We start from the raw sequence: 22636 nt of genomic DNA, 5'->3' as shown, positions 1-22636 counted from the left end.
ATGAGAAATGTAACATTGATCCTCGACGACGGGAGCCGCTTCCATGGCAAGTCGTTCGGTTATGAGAAACCGGTAGCAGGCGAAGTGGTGTTCAACACAGCCATGACCGGTTACCCTGAAAGTTTGACAGACCCTTCGTATGCCGGTCAGCTTATGACACTGACTTATCCTTTGGTTGGAAACTACGGTGTACCTCCTTTCACTTTCGCGGAAAACGGACTTCCTCATTTTATGGAAAGCGAAAAAATTCATGCCGAAGCGATTATCGTAAGCGACTACAGCGAAAAGTATTCTCACTGGAATGCAGTAGAAAGCCTTGGCGACTGGCTTAAACGTGAGCAGATACCGGGAATTACAGGCATTGACACCCGTGAGCTTACAAAGGTATTGCGCGAACACGGTGTGATGATGGGAAAAATCGTATTCGACGATGAACCGGACAACATTCCTGAGGCTGAATATGCCGGAGTGAACTACGTTGATAAGGTTTCCTGCAAGGAAGTAATCCGCTACAACGAAGGCGAAGGCAAGAAGAAAGTCGTACTCGTGGACTGTGGTGTTAAATCGAACATTATCCGTTGCCTTTTGAAACGCGATGTAGAAGTAATCCGCGTTCCATGGAACTATGATTTCAACTCTCTTGAATTCGACGGTCTGTTTATCTCAAACGGTCCTGGCGACCCTGACACCTGCGATGCTGCAGTACAGAACATCCGCAAGGCTATGCAGAACGAAAAACTTCCTATCTTCGGAATCTGTATGGGTAACCAGTTGCTCTCGAAAGCAGGAGGTGCAAAAATATACAAACTGAAATACGGTCACCGCAGCCACAACCAGCCGGTTCGCATGGTAGGAACTGAAAAATGTTTCATCACTTCACAGAACCACGGTTATGCCGTTGACAACAATACTCTTGGCTCTGACTGGGAACCACTGTTCATCAATATGAACGACGGCTCTAACGAAGGTATCCGCCACAAAAAGAACCCTTGGTTCTCTGCACAGTTCCACCCGGAAGCTGCAAGTGGTCCGACAGATACAGAATTCCTGTTCGACGAGTTTGTAAAATTGCTGTAATCCATTAAAAAGAAAAGTACAATGAAAGAAAATATAAAGAAAGTATTATTGTTAGGTTCCGGAGCACTTAAAATCGGCGAAGCCGGTGAGTTCGACTATTCCGGTTCACAGGCTCTTAAGGCTCTTAAGGAAGAAGGTATAGAAACCATCCTTATCAACCCTAATATCGCTACAGTGCAGACTTCAGAAGGAGTGGCAGACAAGATTTACTTCCTGCCTGTAACACCTTACTTCGTAGAAAAAGTAATAGCTAAGGAACGTCCTGACGGCGTACTGCTCTCATTTGGTGGACAGACAGCATTGAACTGCGGTGTTGCTCTCTACAAGGCAGGTATATTCGAAAAATATGAGACTCGTGCTCTTGGTACTCCTGTACAAGCTATCATGGACACTGAGGATCGTGAGCTCTTCGTTCAGAAACTTGACGAAATCAATGTCAAGACTATCAAGAGTGAAGCTGTAGAAAACATCGAAGATGCACGCCGTGCGGCAAAAGAACTTGGCTATCCTGTTATCATCCGTGCTGCATACGCGCTTGGTGGTCTGGGTTCCGGTTTCTGCGACAATGAAGAAGAACTTAACGTATTGGCTGAAAAGGCTTTCTCTTTCTCTCCACAGGTACTCGTAGAAAAGAGCTTGAAAGGATGGAAGGAAGTGGAATACGAAGTAGTGCGCGACCGTTTCGACAACTGTATCACTGTATGTAATATGGAAAACTTCGACCCGCTGGGTATCCACACCGGTGAGTCTATCGTTATCGCTCCATCGCAGACTCTTACAAACAGCGAATACCACAAGTTGCGTGAGCTTGCTATCCGCATCATCCGCCACATCGGTATCGTGGGTGAATGTAACGTACAGTATGCTTTCGACCCTGAATCGGAAGACTACCGCGTAATCGAGGTTAACGCCCGTCTGAGCCGTTCGTCTGCCCTTGCATCTAAGGCTACAGGTTATCCTTTGGCTTTCGTTGCTGCGAAACTCGGTTTGGGATACGGACTGTTCGACCTTAAGAACTCTGTAACAAAAACTACTTCCGCATTCTTCGAACCTGCTCTTGACTACTGCGTATGTAAGATTCCTCGCTGGGACTTGGGTAAGTTCCACGGTGTTGACCGCGAACTCGGTTCAAGCATGAAGTCTGTAGGTGAAGTTATGGCTATCGGACGTACTTTCGAAGAAGCTATCCAGAAGGGTCTCCGTATGATCGGTCAGGGAATGCACGGTTTCGTTGAAAACAAGGAACTCGTTATCGACGATATAGACAAGGCTCTCCGCGAACCGACAGACAAACGTATTTTCGTAATCTCTAAGGCTATGCGTGCCGGTTACACTGTTGACCAGATTCATGACCTTACTAAAATAGACAAGTGGTTCCTCGACAAGCTGATGAACATCATGCAGACATCTAAGGAACTCCACGAATGGGGCAACAACCACACTCTGCTTTCCCAGTTGCCTAACGAATTGCTTTATAAGGCAAAACGTCAGGGATTCTCCGACTTCCAGGTGGCTCGTGCCATCGGCTACCAGGGTGATATGGAAGAAGGAAGCCTTGCTATCCGTAACCACCGTAAGAGTGTAGGTATCGTGCCTGTAGTGAAACAGATAGATACTCTGGCTGCTGAATATCCAGCACAGACCAACTACCTGTATCTGACTTACAGCGGTGTGGCCAACGATGTTCATTACCTTGGCGACCACAAGAGTATCGTGGTTCTCGGTTCAGGAGCTTACCGTATCGGTTCTTCTGTAGAGTTCGACTGGTGTGGTGTTCAGGCTCTTAACACTATCCGCAAGGAAGGTTACCGCTCTGTAATGATCAACTACAACCCTGAAACTGTATCTACAGACTACGATATGTGCGACCGTCTGTACTTCGACGAGCTGACTTTCGAACGTGTAATGGATATCCTCGACCTCGAAAATCCTCACGGAGTAATCGTTTCTACAGGTGGACAGATTCCTAACAACCTGGCTCTTCGTCTTGATGCCCAGAAGGTAAATATTCTCGGTACATCTGCCAAGAGTATCGACAACGCAGAGGACCGCGACAAGTTCTCGGCTATGCTTGACCGTATCGGTGTTGACCAGCCTGAATGGAGCGCGCTTACTTCTATGGAAGATATCAACGCATTTATCGAAAAGGTAGGTTTCCCTGTATTGGTTCGTCCTTCATACGTGCTTTCAGGTGCGGCTATGAACGTATGCTCCAACCAGGAAGAACTTGAACGCTTCCTGCAGCTTGCAGCCAACGTATCGAAGAAACACCCTGTGGTAGTGAGCCAGTTCATCGAACATGCCAAGGAAGTGGAAATGGATGCTGTGGCACAGAACGGTGAAATCGTGGCATACGCTATCTCTGAACATATAGAGTTTGCCGGTGTACACTCAGGTGACGCTACCATACAGTTCCCTCCACAGAAACTTTATGTTGAGACTGTACGCCGCATCAAGCGTATCTCCCGACAGATTGCGAAAGAACTTAACATCTCCGGTCCGTTCAACATCCAGTTCCTCGCACGCGAAAACGATATCAAGGTTATCGAATGTAACTTGCGTGCCAGCCGTTCGTTCCCATTCGTAAGCAAGGTATTGAAGATTAACTTCATCGAACTTGCAACTAAGGTTATGCTCGGTCTGCCGGTTGAAAAACCTGAAAAGAATCTGTTCGACCTCGACTATGTAGGTATCAAGGCTAGCCAGTTCTCATTCAACCGTCTGCAGAAGGCCGACCCTGTATTGGGTGTTGATATGGCATCTACAGGTGAGGTGGGATGTATCGGCGACGATACTTCATGCGCAGTTTTGAAGGCTATGCTTTCTGTAGGTTACCGCATCCCTGAAAAGAACATCCTTATGTCAACAGGTACACTGAAACAGAAGGTTGACCTGCTTCAGGCTGCACGCGCACTCAAGGCTAAAGGTTACAACATCTTCGCTACAGGCGGTTCATCCAAGTTCCTTACAGAAAACGGCGTAGAAAATACACGCGTTTACTGGCCAAGCGAAGAAGGACATCCTCAGGCTCTCGAAATGCTGCACAAGAAGGAAATTGACATGGTGGTAAATATCCCACGCGACCTTACTCCAACCGAACTTGAAAACGGTTATAAGATCCGTCGTGCCGCTGTGGATTTGAATATTCCTCTCGTGACAAACGCACGTCTTGCAAGCGCATTCATCAATGCATTCTGCACTATGAGTATAGACGATATAGCAATCAAGAGTTGGGACGAATATAAATAACCAATAATATAAATAAAAAGATTAAGACCTCTCTTACGGACATTTTCCAATAAGAGAGGTCTTTTTTTATTTCTTATAACCTGAATTCTGTAATAACCAGTTATTCATCTGAATAATCTTTTCAGGGATTGGGAATACTGTTGTAAATCCGGTCTCTTCATTTTCCAGCTGAGGACGGCTGCTATATGCTTCAGTGTAAACTCCGAACCTTATCATATCCTGACGCCTCCATCCTTCCCAGGCAAGTTCTAGCATTCTTTCATCCAGAATATTTTCAAGAGTAGCACTCCTGGCAGGAGCATTTACTCTACTCCTGACAAGATTAAGCTCTCTGTCACCGTTTTCTCCATTGCGAACCTTAGCTTCACATTTCATAAGAAGCACATCGGCATATCTGTAAAGAACGATATCATTGTCTATAAGCTTTCCGTCTTTAAAGCCTGTAGGATCGACTTCATATTTTTTCATTCTCGCTCCGGCAGTCTTCTCGTACGGTTTTCCTGAAACGTCAAGTTCAACCTTCCAAGGCTCATAGACCAAACGTGTCTTTCCATCATCCAGCATTATAGGATTTCCGTCAAGATCGGTAAGATCGTCATCAAAATAGCAGAAATCAAATCGTGGATCTTCATTTTCTGTACCGTAGCCGAATGTTTCAAGAACATCCAGAGTGGCAGACGCACCGTTCTCTCCACCAAGTCCGTAAGCCTTTGCATGATTATAATGACGCGACCTGAATAAATAAATGAACTGATTGGTATATAATGTCTTATCCATAGGTATAACAAAAATATTCTCGACAGACGATTCGTTGAACACTGCAAAATTAGTCCTATAGTCCGGTTCCAGATTGTATCCTGCCTCTGCTATCTTGTCGCAATAGTATATTGTGGCCTCCCATGCATTCGTCCTTGTTCCGTCTATTATAAATTCTATATCAGCTCCGTTTGGTCTTAAATTGTCAGTCCATACATCATCTGTATATACCTCGGCATTCAGTGCCAGTTTAGCCAACAGAAAATATGCCACATGTCGTGTAATTCGTCCGTAATACTCTCCGGGGATATTACTACGTTCGTCTGCCAGATAAGGTAAGGATTCCTGGAGTTCATTTACAATCAACCAGAAGATTTCACTCCTTTCTGCCTGTTCTTTCACCGACTTCTCAACTTCTGTTTCCCTTATGAGCGGCACTCTCCCGAACAAATCCATAAGATGGTAATAGAATAATGCCCTTAGAGCTCTGACTTCTGACATCAAGGGTTGTGCATCATCATCACTGTGCTCTGTTGCATAGTCCTTTATCCTTCTGGCAGATTCATTACAAAGCATGACCGATTTGTACAAATATTCCCATGTGGCAAGAATAGAATTGTTATTTGTTCCCCAGTCATGAAGATATAGTCCCTGCCAGAATCCACCGTCATACCAGTCCGCGCCACGCGTAGGCATTATAGCCTCATCGGTGGTAAAAGTATTAAGGTCGTATATACCTCTTCCGGTGCCCTGTATCCCCTCACTGTCATTATATCCGCCAATATTATTATAAAGAGTGGCAACACTGTGCATGTATAGTTCTTTCAGATTTCCGGCTATCTGATTTTCGTTTATTGCGTCCTTTGGATTTTCTTCCAAAAAACCCTTGCAAGATGATAGACAAAGGATACAAGCTGTTATGATGTAAACATATCGTTTCATACGCATAAATTTTAAAAGTTCAACCCAAGGCTTAAAGTATATGTCCTCGATACAGGATAGCTGCGTTTATCGTCAACTCCCAATGTACCGTCTATACCGGAACTGTTTATAAGCGGAGTAAGTCCAGAATACCCGGTTATAGTCGCCAGATTATTTATAGTAAAAGCCAGTCTGCAACCCTTCAGCCACAGTCCGTCCTTTACTTTCGGTTGCCATCCTATTGTAAGATAATCGAAATTAAGGTAGTTTCCATTTTCCAGCCAGTAGTCCGTTGCCGTCTGGTCGCGTATCATCTTTTTGGGAGCTTCTTCCATAACATTATAGTCCGGCAGGTTGTTCATGTTCATATAGGTGAGAGCAGTACCGTTGTAAATCTTGTGTCCGAACGCGCCGTTCATCTGTAACGAGATATCGAAAGATTTATATCTCAGACTGATATTTGAACCGAGTATATATTTAGGTATGGCCTGTCCGGCTATATATCTGTCTTCTCCATCCTCTATGCTTACTCCGCCCCCATTCAAATCGGCTATACCATATACATAACCTCCGTTACCGTCATCTTTTAGACCTGTACATTTAGGCAGATAGAAAACGCCCAATGGCTGTCCCACTATCTGATACACTATATTGTTGTTTCCACCATGAAATCCGGCACCATTCAGTCCGGCAATGGCTGTATATTCGGCAGCTGATATATAATTACCTTCATACATTCCGCCAAGCGACAGCAGTTTGTTCTGCTGATAAGTGAGATTTGCGTTTATCATAAGTTCCCAATCCCCTGTTCTCACCGGAGTACCGCCTACAGATATTTCCACGCCATTGTTTTCCATCGATCCGATGTTTGCCAAAAGGGTATTATAAGTGAACGGAGGAACGCTGACATGATAATTATAAAGCATATCGCTTGTTTTCGACTTATAATAATTAACAGACAGAATAAACCGGCTACCATACATTTCAAGGTCGGCACCAGCATTGAAAGTCTTCTTCACTTCCCATTTCAGATCCGGATTGACATTTCTAAGTGTTTCAAAAGTAACCATAGGCAAGTTACCAACAGGAGCTACCCCGTTCGGTTTAGCCAGATTCATAGTGGTATAAGAACTTATTCCTCCCTGGTTTCCGGCAAGTCCGTATCCCAGTCTGACTTTCAGATTATCAACTATATCAACATACCTCATAAAATCTTCCTGCGATATGTTCCACGCCACAGAAGCTGAAGGGAAAAATCCCCATTTATGGTTCTCACCAAACTTGGATGACGCATCAGTACGTGCATTCAATGTGACAACATACCTGTCATCATACGAATAGTTCACACGGCCCAAAAACGATACCTGTCTTGGATCTTCAAAATAAGAGCCTGTACCGTCCCATGGTCTCAAAGCTCCTGCCTGAAGATTATTGAAGCCCATATAATCAGATGAAAAGTTTGTAGCTGTAGTATAGAATCCGGAATATCTGTCCTTAGAGAGTTCACCCAATGCCAATACATCTATAAAATGTTTTCCCATCTGTCTGTTGTATGTAAGCATCATGTTTCCCAGCAATGATTCCGAACTTCTCAAACCTCTGTATCCCTGACCGTAAGCCCATACTGTTGTAGGTAAATATTGGCTATCCTCAGTATTATTATATGTATATGAGCCGAAAAGTACCAGTTTCAGCTGGTATGGAAGATTTACGTTTATTTTAGCATGCGCACTGAAGTATGAAGCTGCTTCACGGTTGTCAACCTCCATCCATGCCAACGGATTTGTTATCTGACTGGCCGTAGTAAGATTATCCCAGGCACCTGAAGAATTCTTTTCTCCGGGGAAAGTAGGATTGAAAGTTGCGGCCGAATAAAATGTCTTCTGCAGGTCGAACAGACTTCTTTCCCTTTTCACCGAGCCGAATATTCCAAGTTCACAATCTACCAAGTTATCTATAAGCTTCTGGTTCAGATTCATGTTTGATGTAAACATCTTCATACCCTCATTCATTATATCTCCTTCCATATCCAAATATCCAAGAGATACACGGTAAGTAGATTTCTCTCCGCCACCATAAAGAGCAATATTATGATTCTGCCTTATGGCCGTCCTTTCTATTGCTTTCTGGAAATTTGTATTATAGCCTTTGTCTATAATACTCAATCCCAGACTTGAAGTGACATTTCTGTATTCATCAGCATCGAGCATCCCTATTCTTTTATACACACTGGAAATACCGAAACTTCCGCTGTAGTTTATACTTGTCTTGCCCTTGATACCTTTCTTTGTCACGACATTTATTACGCCGGAAGCTCCACGCGAACCGTACTGAGCCGTTTCGGAAGCATCCTTCAAAATAGTAAAGCTTTCTATGTCAGTAGGATAAATTGAGGTAAGCAGAGTCATATCCCCTATAACACCATCAACAATGATTAACGGTGAGTTACCTCCCGTTATGGATGTAGTTCCACGCAGACGTACCGCATCAAGAGCAGCCGTTCCGTTCCCCCCTTTATTGATAGTAAGTCCTGCAACTCGTCCCTGAATAGCCTCAATAGGATTTACAATCTGTATTTTGTTCATCTGATCTTCTTTGATCAGCTCCACTGATCCGGACAGTTTCTTAATGCTTCCGGTGGCATAGCCGACATTTACTACAGTATCGGCAGAGACTTTGTCTAATTCTTGTTCTTGTGCATTAATAGTTTGGCCTGCCAATATTAAAGGCAATGCTGCCAACAAACTAAGCGTATTGGTTCGCTTGTGTTTTTTCATAATGATATCGGTTATTTGTTTTTCTCAAAAATAAGTATTTATATAATGAAAAACAAAAAATAGGCATATAAGGTTGAAATCATATGCACATATTATACAAAAAATTATACACTCCGTTCAAACTGGTATTTTAAATATCATAGTTTTTATTTACATTTGCCAATAGTACCTATTATTATATAAAATGAAAAATAATCCCAACAATGTCATATCACCTATACGTGAGAAGATAACCACTCTTATACGACATGAGAAACTTTACAGATCCATACACCGTCAACTGATGAAAAAATGGTTTCAGTATTTCGTACTGTTCTTCATTATCGGATCTATAATTTCAATTATATGCGGCTCGTTTGAGGAATCCGCGCCATATCGCAACTGGCTGTATTTATTCAATTATCTGGCTTCTTTCGTCTTTACCATAGAATACGGATTAAGGATTGCTGCAGCCCCTGTACAGTATGCACAATATAAAAGCCCATGGGTAGCACGTCTGCATTACATATTTTCCTTTTACGGACTTATAGATTTTGTAGCCGTACTTCCTTTCGTTGGTATTTATATCTACAAAGAGACACCTTATATACATCTTGTGGTGTTAGCATACATTCTGATAATATTCAAACTTATACGCTACTCGCGTTCGTTCCAGATGATAGGAACAGTTTTGAAGACCGTAAAGGAGGAACTCATAACATCTTATACGGCATGTGGCATCATGCTTGGTTTCTCAGGAATTCTGATGTATTACATAGAACGTAACGCACAACCCAATGCATTCGAGAATATCGGTGACGGATTCTGGTGGGCCATAGTAGCCTTTACCACCGTGGGATACGGCGATATATACCCTATCACTCCAATAGGGCGCCTACTGAGTAGCTTGATAAGCCTGATTGGTATTGCCATGATTGCCATCCCTACAGGTATAATAAGCTCCGCTTTCATGAACATGCTGATAGAGAAAAAGCAAAAAGCTGAAAAAGAAAAAGAAAAACAATGAATTTATAGAAGGAAAGACATCGTAATGTATTAACTTTGGCCCGGAAACTAAACTTAAATAAATATTATGAAGAAACAACTAGCTCTGATGTCGCTATTATTATGTAGCAATTCCTTTAATTCTTTTTCAAACAATAATCAGTCTGTAACGTTGCCTTACTGGCAGGACATACAAACCGTAAGTGTAAACCGTATGGAGCCTCGTTCTGCATTTATGAGCTATGCTGACAAGTCTCAGGCCATGAGTGGAAAATACGAATCCAGTCCTTATTATAAATTACTTAACGGAGTTTGGAAATTCTACTATACAGACTCACATCGTAACCTTCCAGCCGACATTACCGAAAAGAATACAGATGTATCCGGCTGGAACGATATAAAAGTCCCCGGGAACTGGGAAATGCAGGGTTATGGAGTAGCTATATATACCAACCACGGTTATGAGTTCCAACCAAGAAACCCGCAGCCTCCAAAACTGCCGGATGATATACCTGTAGGTGTGTATAGAAGAGACCTTAATATACCGTCCGATTGGAAAGGTAGAGATATCTATCTTCATATAGCCGGAGCAAAATCGGGATGTTATGTATATATCAATGGAAAGGAAGTAGGATACAACGAGGATTCAAAAAATCCGGCAGAATATCTTATCAATGATTATCTGGAAGAAGGACAGAATGTTCTGACACTGAAAATATTCCGTTGGAGTACAGGCTCATATCTGGAATGTCAGGATTTCTGGCGCATGAGCGGTATAGAAAGAGATGTATTTGTTTATTCACAGCCCAAGGCTTCGGTGAGTGATTTCCGTGTGACTTCCACTCTTGATGATACGTACAGTAATGGTATCTTCCGTCTGGCAATAGATATGAAGAACAGCCGCAGTACAACTGCCGATCTTGAAGTGAGCTATGAACTTGTTGACAGACAAGGAAATGTCATAGCACAGGAAAACAAGAATGTATCTGTTGAGTCTAAAAAGGAGAACACAGTTGTTTTCAACAAAGAAATTCCACAGGTAAAGACATGGTCGTCTGAAGCTCCTAATCTTTACAAGATGTTTATGACTGTAAAGGAGAACGGAAAAGTTACAGAAGTGGTTCCATTTAACGTTGGTTTCCGAAGAATAGAGATAAAGGAAATTGATCAGAAATCAGCCGACGGGAATAATTATAAAGTATTATTGGTCAATGGCCAGCCAATCAAGCTGCGAGGAGTAAATATCCATGAACATAATCCTGAAACAGGACATTATGTGAGTGAGGAGCTTATGAGAAAAGATTTCGAACTAATGAGACAACATAACCTGAACACAGTTCGTCTGTGTCACTATCCTCAGGACAGACGTTTCTATGAACTGTGTGACGAATATGGTCTTTATGTTTATGATGAAGCAAACATTGAAAGTCACGGTATGTATTACGATCTGAGAAAAGGTGGTACATTAGGAAATAATCCTGAATGGCTGAAGCCACATTTGTATCGTACCATCAATATGTTTGAACGTAACAAGAATTATCCTTCACTTACATTCTGGTCGCTCGGTAATGAAGCAGGCAACGGTTACAATTTCTACCAGACTTATCTGTGGTTGAAAGAAGCAGACAAAGATATTATGAATCGTCCGGTAAACTATGAACGTGCCCAGTGGGAATGGAACTCCGACATGTATGTACCTCAATATCCTAGTGCATCATGGCTGGAATCTATAGGCAAGAAAGGTAGCGACCGTCCTGTTGCTCCTTCTGAATATGCTCATGCTATGGGTAACTCTACAGGCAGTCTTTGGGATCAGTGGAAAGCAATATATAAGTATCCTAATCTTCAGGGTGGTTATATCTGGGACTGGGTTGACCAGGGACTGAAAGTCAATACTGAAGATGGCGGTTTCTTCTGGGCATACGGAGGTGACTTCGGAACTAATATGCCAAGTGACGGTAACTTCTGCTGCAATGGTATCGTCAGCCCTGACCGTACTCCTCATCCTGCCATGAGTGAAGTGAAATATGCTCACCAGTATGTAGGTTTCGAGATGAAAGATGGGGAAAACGGTATATTCAATGTAACCAACCGTTATTACTTCACAAATCTAAAGAAATATATGATTACATATCTTGTCAAGGAGAATGATAAGGTAATTCGCCGTAACAAGATATCAATGGATATTGAACCGCAGGCAAGTAAAGAACTTAAAGTAGATGTAAGCGGTCTGAAGCAGAAAGCAGGTACTGAATATTTTGTTGAGTTCAGTGTAACTACCGTGGAGCCTGAAACACTTGTTCCTATCGGATTTGAACTGGCACACGAGCAGTTCCGTTTACCGGTAGAACCTCTGGAACGTGAATTTGCTGTTTCCGGTCCTGCCCTTAAGTGTAGCACAGAAGGTAATATTTTAAGCGTATCTTCTTCAAAGGTAAATTTCAAGTTCGACAGGAAAAGCGGAATTGTCACTTCCTATAAGGTTGGAGGAACAGAATACTTCAGCGAAGGTTTCGGTATTCAGCCTAACTTCTGGCGTGCTCCAAACGACAATGATTACGGAAGCCAGATGCCTAAACGCCTGCAGATATGGAAACAGTCAAGCAAAAACTTCAATGTAGTGGATGCTTCTGTAGAAATGGATGGTAAGGATGCCGTACTGAAAACCACATATCTTCTGGCTGCAGGAAATCTTTATATAGCAACATACCGCATACATCCTTCTGGAGTTGTAAAAGCTGACTATACCTTTACTTCTACCGATATGGAGGCAACAAAGACCGAATTGTCCGAAGCTACTCTTATGGCTACCTTCACTCCGGGTAATGATGCCATCCGCAAGGAAAGTTCAAAACTTGTGGTACCGCGTATAGGTATCCGTTTCCGTATGCCGGCCAATATGAATTATGTGACATATTTCGGTCGCGGACCTGAAGAAAACTATATTGACCGCAATAACGGTACACTCGTCGGTCTCTATAAGAACACTGCCGATGATATGTATTTCCCATACGTACGCCCTCAGGAAAATGGTCATCACACAGATACACGCTGGCTTAGCGTTGGCAGGAAAGGCGGAAAAGGTCTTACAATTTATGCCGACCAGACTATCGGCTTCAATACGTTGCGCAACTCAATAGAAGATTTCGACGGTGAGGAAGCGACATATTGCGACTATCAGTGGAACAACCGTGATGCGGAAGAACTGAAACATGATGTGTCAACTGCCAAAAACATCAAGCCAAGGCAGACTCACATCAGTGATATCAAGCCACGCGATTTTGTTGAAGTATGCGTAGATATGAAACAGATGGGTGTAGGTGGATACGACAGCTGGGGAGCCATTCCTGACAAACAGTATCTTATCCCGGCCAATCAGGAATATAAATGGGGATTTACCCTTGTTCCTTCCAGATAATATTGAAGCGAATAAATACTTCAAATATATGTTCTGAAATTCTGATAATTAAATCATAAAATAAAGGTCCCGAAACGGAAAATACTAGTGATTTCCATTTCAGGACCTTTACTGTTTATTGTCATTTCTAACTTATGTAATCTGAGCCATGAAGATTACAGAAGAAATTACATATTGGACACTGTTATCACTCAATAGTTTTCAGCATCTCCTTCACTGCAGCCTCCAACTGTCTGTCTTCACCTTTCAATACCTCTTCAGGAGAATTATAAACTTCTATGTCTGGCTGGAGTTCTTTGTTTTCAAGATACTCTCCGCGCATATTCATACATCCCACCTGTGGTATTCCGAAAACAATGCTTGGATCTATCTGTCTTTCCCACCATACGGCAGTCATTGTTCCGGGAACAGGAGTACCGATAAGCTTGCCTATACCAAGTTCCTTATAAACCCATGGGAAACCGTGAGCGTTACTATAGTTATCCTCACAAACAAGGACACATGACGGTTTGAGCCACTTGTTGAACGGATCGCTACCGATGTACTGTCCTCTAGGAACAAATCTCTGATATTCCTTTCCACTGAGCAGTGTGACAAGGTCATCGTGAAGCCATCCACCGCCATTATGACGTGTGTCAACTATCACCGCATCCTTGGTTCTGTTCTTCTCGCTCAACAGTTCGCTATATACTGTACGGAAGCTCGGACTATCCATTCCCTGTACGTGTACATATGCCACACGTCCTCCGGAAAGTTTTTCAACAAGCTGTTCATTACGTTTCACCCATCTCTTGTAAAGCAGATTAGACTGTTCGCCTGCGCTGATTGCCTTCACTGTAACATCAAAACGTTTTTTTGTTTCAGGATTATAAACTGAAAGAAGCACCTTCTTACCTGCCTTGCCTTCCAACATAGGATAATAATCAACGCCTGCCAAAATCTTTTCGCCATCTATTTTTTCGATGATACATCCTTCTGTTACACCTGTCTTCTTCACTGCGAAAGGTCCTTTAGCGATTATTTCCTTTATCTTCAAGCCATCTCCCGTGTATTCATTATCATAGAACACACCAAGACACGCAGTTGGGAACGAAGCTCCTGCCGCATAATATCTTGCTCCCGTATGAGAACCGTTTAGTTCGCCAAGCAGTTCGCTCAACATTTCCTGGAAATCATAGTTATTGTTTATATAAGGCAGGAAACGCTTATAGTTTTCATAATAGCCTTTCCAGTCTGCCCCATGCAAATCGGCAACATAGAACTTGTCTTCAACCTGTTTCCATATATGGTCGAACATATACATACGTTCATCATACGGACGATAATTGAAAGGAGCACTGAATTCCACATTCTTAGACTCTCCTTTCTCCATATTCACTTTTTTGATAGAAGAATTGCAGAGATACAGGTTTTCCTGTTTCTTGTCCGTCATCATAGATCCGTAACCTATATTCTTCATAACGATTGAAGTCTTATTCTCCTTCAGATCGTGCATCCACAGGTCATAACCATCCTCAAAGGCTGCCTGATAGTACAGTTTGTCACCTTTTGAAGAAAGTACAGCATCACCAAGATTAGAAGAGTTTACAGTCAGACGGATAATTCTGTCACGACAGTTTTCAAGATCGAATACCAAAGGCTTGACTTCGTCTTCCTTATCCTTCTTTTCATCTTTCTTCTTTCCTTTTTTCTTTTCGTTTTCCTTCTTCTCCGCATCCTCTTTATCTTTCTTTTCCTGTTCTTCCACAAGGGCAAGTTCTTCTTTACTCATGCGGAAACGTTCGTAAGCGTCAAGATCGAAAAACATGATATATACATCATCCTCAGAACCCCAACTGCCGTGACTGCGATAACCCGCACGGTCGCTTTTCCATATCATAGCCTTACCGCCCAGAACCCATTTCGCATCTCCGTCAGTATATCCGCTCTGAGTAAGATTATGTATTTCACCATTGCCTGACGCATTGACCAAAGCTACGTCGTTATTGTTCCAGCCGCCATGACCGATATATCCGGACAATAGCCAACGGCTGTCAGGGCTCCATTCAAACCACTGGTCACCGTCACTATAAGAATATTCGAACTTACCATCCATTACTGTGCGAACTGCCTTTGTCTTCAGATTAAGAACACGTAATGTTGTTCTGTTTTCAAGAAAGGCCACTTCCTTGCCGTCAGGACTATACTGAGGCTGGAATGAAGTCACATTACTGTTTATCAGTCTTTCTTCCTTGAATTCATTGGCATATGTAAACAACTCATCTTCTTTATTAACCAGCGAGGTCTGATATATCTGCCACAGACCGTTTCGTTCAGACGCATAGACTATACTTCTTCCGTCAGGTGAGAAATCTATATTCCTCTCCTGCTCAGGAGTGTCGGTAATCTGCTTTGTTGTCTTATATTCTACAGATGTTACATATACATCACCACGCAGGATGAAAGCTATCTCCTTGCCTTCAGGAGATACTGATATCTCCGTAGCACCTGACGATTTCAACCATTTCACCAGATGCTTGTCATAACTGTCTGCCACAATGCTGACATTGACTTTCTTTGGAGACTCTCCTTCTTTCACTGTATATATTTCTCCATTGAATCCATAGCACAAGGTTCCGTTTGAAGCAACTGAAAGGAAACGTACAGGATGGCCGGTATGAGACGTCAGACGTGTAATGTTCTTACCGTCAAGATCTGACTTGTAGATATTGAAACTACCTTCTCTCTCGCTCAGATAATAGAACGATTTTCCATCCGGAGTCCATACAGGAGTTCTGTCTTCACCGTCGAAAGAAGTAATTTTCCTGTAACTTTTTTCTGTTCCTTCCTGTTCTGTGCAGAGCCAAATATCACGTGTTATGGATGATGTGTGATGTTTACGCCATGCGTCTTCATATCCCTTCTTGTCATGATAAAGAAGAGACTTGCCATCAGGACTGATGCTGATATCCTCCATAGGTATAGACGAGAACATCACAGGTCTGCCTCCATCTGTTCCTACTTCATATATCTGCGGGAACTGAGAACTGGGGAAAGTCATATCCTGAGCATCAGGCATAACTGCAGCCTGAAAAAGCACATGACTGTTGTCGCGAAAAGCGTATGGCACCTCATTTCCGGAATGAGTGGTAAGTCTTCGTGGCACTCCACCGTCCTTGCCTACAATAAATATATCCATACTACCTTCCCTGTCGGAAGCAAAAGCAATATTCTTTCCGTCAGGACTCCACACAGGATGTGTGTCATGTCCCTGATTGGAAGTTATCTGCAATGCCTTACCACCTTTGACAGGTACGGTGTAAATATCACCCTTGTAAGTAAAAGCTATCTGCTCGCCGTCAGGAGAAATAGCGCAATAGCGCATCCATAACGGAGAATCCTCAGCATACGATGCCACTCCGGCAATAGAAACGACCGTTGCGAATAAAAGTCTTTTCATAAGCTTAATTTTGTAATTTTTTAAATACCTGTTTATAAATATAATCGTAATACAAAAATCACAAAATTCCGTAATTTCAGCAAGAAATGAACAGAAAACTTTGAATCAGACTCTAATTCCTTTTATTATCCGATATATTCTTCAAGAAAGCAAGCAGCATATTAATTACCTTTTATTCTGGTGTTCTTGACATTGTGCGAAGAAAAACATATATTTGTAACGACTAATCATCTATTAAAAGAGCAACACTTGTATGGCTAATATTTATCCGGTAGGGATACAGAGTTTCGACGAAATCCGTAAAGGTGGATATATTTATATCGACAAGACAGAATATATCCACGAATTGATTAAAAACGGGAAATATTACTTTCTGAGCCGTCCGCGACGTTTCGGTAAAAGCCTTCTTATTTCGACCATAGAAGCATACTTTCTAGGCAAAAAAGAACTTTTCAATGGTCTTGCCATGGAAAATCTTGAAAAAGAGTGGATAGAATATCCTGTATTGCATATAGATCTGAACAATCAAAAATATGAGTACAAAGACAGTTTGGACGAGATTCTTAACAACACATTAACACACTGGGAAGAGCTATACGGAGCAAGGGAAGCAGAAAGCAGTCTTTCCTTACGTTTTCAGGGAGTTATACAGCGTGCTGCAGAAAAGGCCGGTAAAAACGTTGTCATACTGATAGATGAATATGACAAGCCTATGCTACAAGCAATAGGAAATGAAGATCTTCTGACAGAATACAGAAACACCCTGAAAGCATTCTACGGAACTTTGAAAAGCTGCGACCGATACATAAAGTTTGCACTGCTTACAGGAGTTACAAAATTCAGCAAAGTCAGTGTGTTCAGTGATCTTAACAATCTTATGGACATCTCCCTGTCAAGGCGTTTCGCCAATATTTGCGGAATTACAGAACATGAACTGCACCGCGACTTCAAGGAAGACATAAAAATAATGGCCGAAAAGAACGACATGACCGAAGAGGAGATGAAGGATACTCTGAAAATATGGTACGACGGATATCATTTTGCCGACAAGAGCGAAGATATCTACAATCCTTTCAGTATTCTGAACACCTTTGCAGAAATGCAGTTGGGAAGCTACTGGTTTGAAACCGGCACACCGACATTCCTGGTGGAACTGCTTAAGAAAAGCAATTACGATCTGAACAGATTCAATAATGAAATGGCATCGTCAGATTCATTAGGAGGAATTGAGTCTATATATGTAAATCCTGTACCTATTCTTTATCAGAGCGGGTATCTGACTATCAAAGATTTCGACAAGGAGTTCAGACTATACTATTTGGGATTTCCCAACCGTGAAGTAGAAGAAGGATTCAACCGTTTCCTGTTGCCATACTATGCGTCTGTAGAGAACGGCAACACTACATTCCAGATAAAATCATTTATCAATGATGTACGCAATGGAGATATAGATTCATTCATGATACGCCTGCAAAGTTTCTTTGCCGATACCCCTTACGAACTGGCAAGAGAACTTGAATTGCACTATCAGAATGTTCTTTTCATAGTCTTCAAGCTATTGGGTTTCTATACCGAAGCCGAATACCATACTTCGAACGGAAGAATTGACATGATAGTCAAGACAAACAATTATATCTACGTTATGGAATTCAAACTTAACGGCAGTGCCGAAGAAGCTATAAAACAGATAAATGAAAAAGAATACGCAAAACCATTCGCTTCCGACACCCGCAAATTGTTGAAGGTAGGCATTAACTTCAACAATAAGATAAGAGGAATAGAAAAATGGATAGTTGAAGAATAATATTTATTTTTGCAACTGATAATAACAACAAACATACATACAATGATGGAAACAGGATTAAAACACGTCAGCACAGTGACCGTAAGTGCTGCCAACACAGCCCTCACAATGGGTTCGGGCGATATGGAAGTTTTCGCTACACCTGCAATGGTAGCTTTAATGGAGAATGCGGCAATGAACGCAGTCGCGCCCCATCTGCCGGAAGGCTCCACCACTGTAGGAGCAATGATGGAAACATCTCATATCAAGCCATCAGCTTTGGGAGAAACAGTTAACGCAGAAGCTATACTTGAAGAAATAGACGGCAGAAAGCTTACATTCAAGGTTACTGCATCTGATTCAAAAGGTACAATAGGCGAAGGAAAACATATCCGCTATATAGTAGATAGAGAACGTTTCCTCTCTAAACTGAAATAAGAAAAACCTTAAACAATAAACCAATACGGACCGTTTCAGTCTAATATGTGAAACGGTCCGTATTCTTTTCTATATCCTCTTCAATTTCCATTTTCCCCGATGCAGATATATACTGCAGAAGATGAGCAGGAATCCTCCGTAAACATGTTCCGAAGTCCAGCACCAAGCCACATCGAGCCTCATCACCTGAATTATCAATGTGATATACGCAGCATAAATCACCAGAGTTGACAGCTCCAGCATAAACGCCATACGCGTATTTCCCGTACCCGATACCGATTGAAAATATATATTCGATGCAGCCGTAAGCCATGTAGTGGTACAGAACACCCACAACGACGGGATTGACGCTTCTATAAGATCAGGCATATCTGTATAGATGCCTAATACCACAGTGGGAAATACCGCAAACAAAATGGTCAACGGTAAAACAATAGACAGCGCCAGTTTTATATGCTGATGCACCGTACAGACCACACTGTCAGCCTTACCTGCACCTATCTGATTACTTACGAGCGAACCGCACGTGGAAGCAAACGCAGATATTATCATAAACGTGATACCGGAGATGTTCCTTATGATATTTGTTATCGCAAGCGGACGTTCGCCCAGATGCTCCACATAAAGAAAGAATATAAACCATGTGGAAAGCGATACGAAATTCTGAATCATTGTCCACAGAGAGACATTAAGAATTCTTCTGAGTTTATCCGTATTGAATGAACTGAACCTGTTCAGACCATATTTCTTCAGGTCTATTTTCCTAACGGTATATGTTATGAAAAAGATCAGTGATACAAGCTCCGCAAGCGACGAACCTATTGCCGCACCTGCTATTCCAAGAGCCGGAAATCCCAACTTACCGAAAATCAGGATATAATTGAAAACAATGTTCGAGCCCACCATCACAAGCGAATTCAGAGTAAGAGTCTTGGTCTGGGTAGTACCGACAAAGAAAGCCCTGAACATCACAGCCACGAATGAGAAGAAGAATCCGAAAGCCCTCCAGTGAATATAACTCTCGGCGGCAGCATAAATATTCTGCGACGAAAGTATCTTCGGAAGCAACCACGGCGTTATCAACTCGGTAAGAGTAAACGCGGCCGCTGCCAGAAAAATCATGAAATACACTCCCTGATAAAATATGTCGCCTATCTCGGAATATCTCTTTTCGCCGTTCCTTCGCGCCATCAGTATCTGCGAACCGATACTGAAACCGAAACCTATCATGAAAATAGCGATATAATATACTCCGGCTATGGCAGAAGCACCAAGCTCTATCTCTCCCACCCGCCCCAGGAAGGCTGTATCGGTCATACCTATTGCCTGCTCCATCACAAGGCTGATAAGTATGGGATAGGCTATGGTCAGAATTTCTTTAGAGGTATATGCTTTTTTCTGATAGTTATTCATATAAATATCTTTAGTCAATCATCGGGCAAAGATAATACAAACTTCAATAAAAGAAAATACAAAACCTGGGATACAATGAAATACACATCATGAAATTGACATTAATGAAAGAATGAATAGCAGGATTTGTTTATTCAATCCATGTCAATTTATGCCATAAATACTCCAATGGTCCTTGCTTATGATAATTAAACCAGAAACGACTGAAAATAATCTGTACTACTAATACCATGATTGCAAGCACTATACTCAAAGAAGTTCCAACAACCAAACCCAAGTGTAGCCCCCAAGGATAAAACAGGAAAGTGCAAATTACACTCTGACCGATGAAATTTGTCAGGCTCATTCTTCCGTATATCCTCATATAATGCCACAAAGCCGCATTCTGACTTTTGTAATAAATCCAAAGCAACAAATTGACCATACAGACAGAAGAAGATAGATTATAATACATTCTCAATGGAATATTGCCAACAGCAATCACTGCTATATACAATAACACAGACAAGACCAAAGAATACAAAGTCATTCTCTTATAAAACGAAACATCACGGATAAAAAAACCAGTTCGATAAGTCAGCATACCGATACAAAAAAGCCCTAAGGCCTGTGACATTCTCCCAGTCTGAAAAGCCCAAAGCAGACATCCTTTAACACCATCCGTAACATTCATCTTCACAGTCTCAACAAAATCACCGGTTTTCAATGTATTACCCATATTTTCATAAAACACACCATAGCTGTCATCAAACAGATGAAAGGCATAATTCAACCATTCAAGAGGTTGAAGCAAAAAGAAAAACCCCACCCCAAAGAGAACTTTATTACCAGCATGTCTCAAAAACATTACAGGTATCATACACAAGGCATAGAAAATCAGCGGGTCGCCTCCTGCAAAAAAAGCCGCGTTGAAAAATCCGAAAAGAGCTAACAATAACATTCTCCACATCATCCGGTACTTCATATCCATGCCTTTAGACATCCTTTTGTCCAATCGAAGTGCATAAGTAAATCCGAAAAGCAAGGCAAAGACAGAATAGGCTTTACCCTCAAATATGAAATACAGGAAAGACTTCAATATTTCATCCAGTTGCAGAAGCCATTCGGGTGAACTTTTGGGAATACCGGAATAAAGAAAATGATTAGACGAATGTATAAGAATTATAGCTGAAATGGCAAAGCCACGCAATGCGTCAACAGCATTGATACGCCCAATACCTGTCATCCCATTATCCATTTGCCCAATTTCCCTGATTTTCTTACTACATAAACAAAGCCCCAGGTAACCGAAAGAAGCAGTATAGTACATACTATCATTTTCACCATTGTATGCAAAGGCAATGACTCGACAAGCATATAGCATGGTCCAAGGAAAAGATAATGCGACATCCAGATGCCAAACGTGCAGGTGGAAATGCTGACCGCAAAACGTCTGACTGCAACGGATTGGAATTTTAACTTTTTAACAGCAAGGAAAATAGGGAGAGTCATCAACAGTACATTAGGAGAACAATATGTAAAGAACAGTTCCACCAGTTCTACAGGCTGACCCGGAACCGCTGTTATGGACTTAAAACCGAAGAAGGTAATGCAATAGCCTACAACAAAAGAAGGGATGCCAATAACAGCCAACTTAGTCCAGCTTAGGTCAATATTATTTTTTATAATATAATGACCTAAAAGTAAATAGCCATTGAATCCGGCAAAATAATATAATAAACCAAACTCATTCCAAGAACATGTACCCCAAAGGTCTTTTGTAAGATATTCTCTTAAATAAGGAATGAAAAGTGATACAAGCCAAAGAGGCAGAAATACTTTCTGTTCTTTTAGCGATGCCTGTCTGACCCATGCTGAGAAAATTGGCATATAAAGATACAGTCCTATAAGAAGATATACATACCACATCTGCACCGCGAACATAGAAAAATTGAAAGGAATCATCAGGATGTTATGCAAGACACCTGCAAAAGACTGATCAGGTTCTGCCCACGCAAAGGAATCATTAATTACAGTGGGTGAAAGTCCCAGTAGTCCGGTTATCCATGGAAAAAGGTTATACAGAACAGACCATATTAAAAAAGGAACAAGAAGTCTGGTCAGACGTTTTTTATAGAAAGCTGAAATATTCTCTTTTACAGGCAGAAGCAAAGCACCCGTAACCATAACAAACAGAGGTATGGCAGGACGCATAAACGAGCCATAGAAACTACCCCAAAGATTATACAATGGTTCAGAACGCTCAGCCGGAGTAACATTATCCGTACAATGTACTGCTATCATCATGAAGATTGCGATAAATTTCACAAAGTCAAGCCATACAATACGCTTGTTTTCTTTTTCAATCAGTTGTGTTCTCATGTTTTTTTGCTACAAAAGTA

General features: G+C 41.8%; 12 protein-coding genes. 6 read left to right on the top strand and 6 right to left on the bottom strand.

The genetic code is table 11. The features are described from left to right. Entirely contained in the window at window positions 1-1077 is a 1077-nt protein-coding gene (gene carA / locus OCV82_RS11460) for a glutamine-hydrolyzing carbamoyl-phosphate synthase small subunit (protein WP_154044505.1), read from the top strand. A 21-nt stretch (window positions 1078-1098) separates the two neighbouring features. Next, window positions 1099-4326, top strand: coding sequence for a carbamoyl-phosphate synthase (glutamine-hydrolyzing) large subunit (carB, locus tag OCV82_RS11455; RefSeq protein ID WP_154044504.1), 3228 nt, complete (start codon window positions 1099-1101; stop codon window positions 4324-4326). Between the two features lie 66 nt (window positions 4327-4392). Here the strand turns inward: carB and OCV82_RS11450 are convergent, their stop codons facing one another. Then, entirely contained in the window at window positions 4393-6024 is a 1632-nt protein-coding gene (locus OCV82_RS11450) for a RagB/SusD family nutrient uptake outer membrane protein (RefSeq protein ID WP_154044503.1), read from the bottom strand. An 11-nt stretch (window positions 6025-6035) separates the two neighbouring features. Continuing rightward, a complete protein-coding gene (locus OCV82_RS11445) occupies window positions 6036-8780 on the bottom strand; it encodes a SusC/RagA family TonB-linked outer membrane protein (protein ID WP_154044502.1) in 2745 nt (914 codons plus the stop codon). Window positions 8781-8964: 184 nt separating this feature from the next. Here OCV82_RS11445 and OCV82_RS11440 point away from each other — a divergent pair, with 184 nt between their 5' ends. Continuing rightward, window positions 8965-9786: an ion transporter gene (locus OCV82_RS11440; protein WP_154044501.1), complete on the top strand. Its 822-nt coding sequence runs from the start codon at window positions 8965-8967 to the stop codon at window positions 9784-9786. Between the two features lie 66 nt (window positions 9787-9852). After that, the gene (locus tag OCV82_RS11435) at window positions 9853-13182 is read left to right on the top strand and encodes a glycoside hydrolase family 2 TIM barrel-domain containing protein (protein WP_154044500.1); all 3330 of its coding nucleotides are present in this window, start codon (window positions 9853-9855) and stop codon (window positions 13180-13182) included. Between the two features lie 187 nt (window positions 13183-13369). Here the strand turns inward: OCV82_RS11435 and OCV82_RS11430 are convergent, their stop codons facing one another. Beyond that, window positions 13370-16621, bottom strand: a complete 3252-nt coding sequence (locus tag OCV82_RS11430; protein ID WP_154044499.1) for a S41 family peptidase — start codon at window positions 16619-16621, stop codon at window positions 13370-13372. A 253-nt stretch (window positions 16622-16874) separates the two neighbouring features. On the opposite strand from OCV82_RS11430, the gene OCV82_RS11425 reads away from it, so the two are divergent. After that, entirely contained in the window at window positions 16875-18425 is a 1551-nt protein-coding gene (locus tag OCV82_RS11425) for an ATP-binding protein (protein ID WP_154044498.1), read from the top strand. A 45-nt stretch (window positions 18426-18470) separates the two neighbouring features. After that, window positions 18471-18842 (top strand): thioesterase family protein, encoded by a 372-nt coding sequence (locus OCV82_RS11420; protein ID WP_154044529.1) that lies wholly within the window; start codon window positions 18471-18473, stop codon window positions 18840-18842. Window positions 18843-18911: 69 nt separating this feature from the next. Here OCV82_RS11420 and OCV82_RS11415 read toward each other — a convergent pair whose 3' ends face one another. The 3 genes from OCV82_RS11415 to OCV82_RS11405 form a co-directional block, all read right to left on the bottom strand. Continuing rightward, a complete protein-coding gene (locus OCV82_RS11415; RefSeq protein WP_154044497.1) occupies window positions 18912-20255 on the bottom strand; it encodes an MATE family efflux transporter in 1344 nt (447 codons plus the stop codon). A 130-nt stretch (window positions 20256-20385) separates the two neighbouring features. Beyond that, window positions 20386-21480, bottom strand: a complete 1095-nt coding sequence (locus tag OCV82_RS11410) for a DUF418 domain-containing protein (protein WP_262543581.1) — start codon at window positions 21478-21480, stop codon at window positions 20386-20388. Next, window positions 21477-22616, bottom strand: a complete 1140-nt coding sequence (locus tag OCV82_RS11405; RefSeq protein ID WP_154044495.1) for an acyltransferase — start codon at window positions 22614-22616, stop codon at window positions 21477-21479. Before OCV82_RS11405 ends, OCV82_RS11410 begins: the two co-directional genes overlap by 4 nt. Window positions 22617-22636 lie beyond the last annotated feature (20 nt).

Origin of the sequence: Bacteroides cellulolyticus (assembly GCF_025567135.1) — a bacterium.
In the GTDB taxonomy this organism is placed as follows: Bacteria; Bacteroidota; Bacteroidia; order Bacteroidales; family Bacteroidaceae; genus Phocaeicola; species Phocaeicola cellulolyticus.
Note: the sequence above shows the minus strand (reverse complement) of the source record. Positions and strands in the feature narration are given on the sequence as shown.

Bases quoted from the DNA above. Each gene is read 5' to 3' on its own strand.
- OCV82_RS11445 (WP_154044502.1), bottom strand. From the start codon at position 8,780: ATGAAAAAACACAAGCGAACCAATACGCTTAGTTTGTTGGCAGCATTG.
- carA (WP_154044505.1), top strand. From the start codon at position 1: ATGAGAAATGTAACATTGATCCTCGACGACGGGAGCCGCTTCCATGGC.
- OCV82_RS11425 (WP_154044498.1), top strand. From the start codon at position 16,875: ATGGCTAATATTTATCCGGTAGGGATACAGAGTTTCGACGAAATCCGT.
- OCV82_RS11440 (WP_154044501.1), top strand. From the start codon at position 8,965: ATGAAAAATAATCCCAACAATGTCATATCACCTATACGTGAGAAGATA.
- carB (WP_154044504.1), top strand. From the start codon at position 1,099: ATGAAAGAAAATATAAAGAAAGTATTATTGTTAGGTTCCGGAGCACTT.
- OCV82_RS11415 (WP_154044497.1), bottom strand. From the start codon at position 20,255: ATGAATAACTATCAGAAAAAAGCATATACCTCTAAAGAAATTCTGACC.
- OCV82_RS11430 (WP_154044499.1), bottom strand. From the start codon at position 16,621: ATGAAAAGACTTTTATTCGCAACGGTCGTTTCTATTGCCGGAGTGGCA.
- OCV82_RS11450 (WP_154044503.1), bottom strand. From the start codon at position 6,024: ATGAAACGATATGTTTACATCATAACAGCTTGTATCCTTTGTCTATCA.
- OCV82_RS11405 (WP_154044495.1), bottom strand. From the start codon at position 22,616: ATGAGAACACAACTGATTGAAAAAGAAAACAAGCGTATTGTATGGCTT.
- OCV82_RS11420 (WP_154044529.1), top strand. From the start codon at position 18,471: ATGGAAACAGGATTAAAACACGTCAGCACAGTGACCGTAAGTGCTGCC.
- OCV82_RS11410 (WP_262543581.1), bottom strand. From the start codon at position 21,480: ATGACAGGTATTGGGCGTATCAATGCTGTTGACGCATTGCGTGGCTTT.
- OCV82_RS11435 (WP_154044500.1), top strand. From the start codon at position 9,853: ATGAAGAAACAACTAGCTCTGATGTCGCTATTATTATGTAGCAATTCC.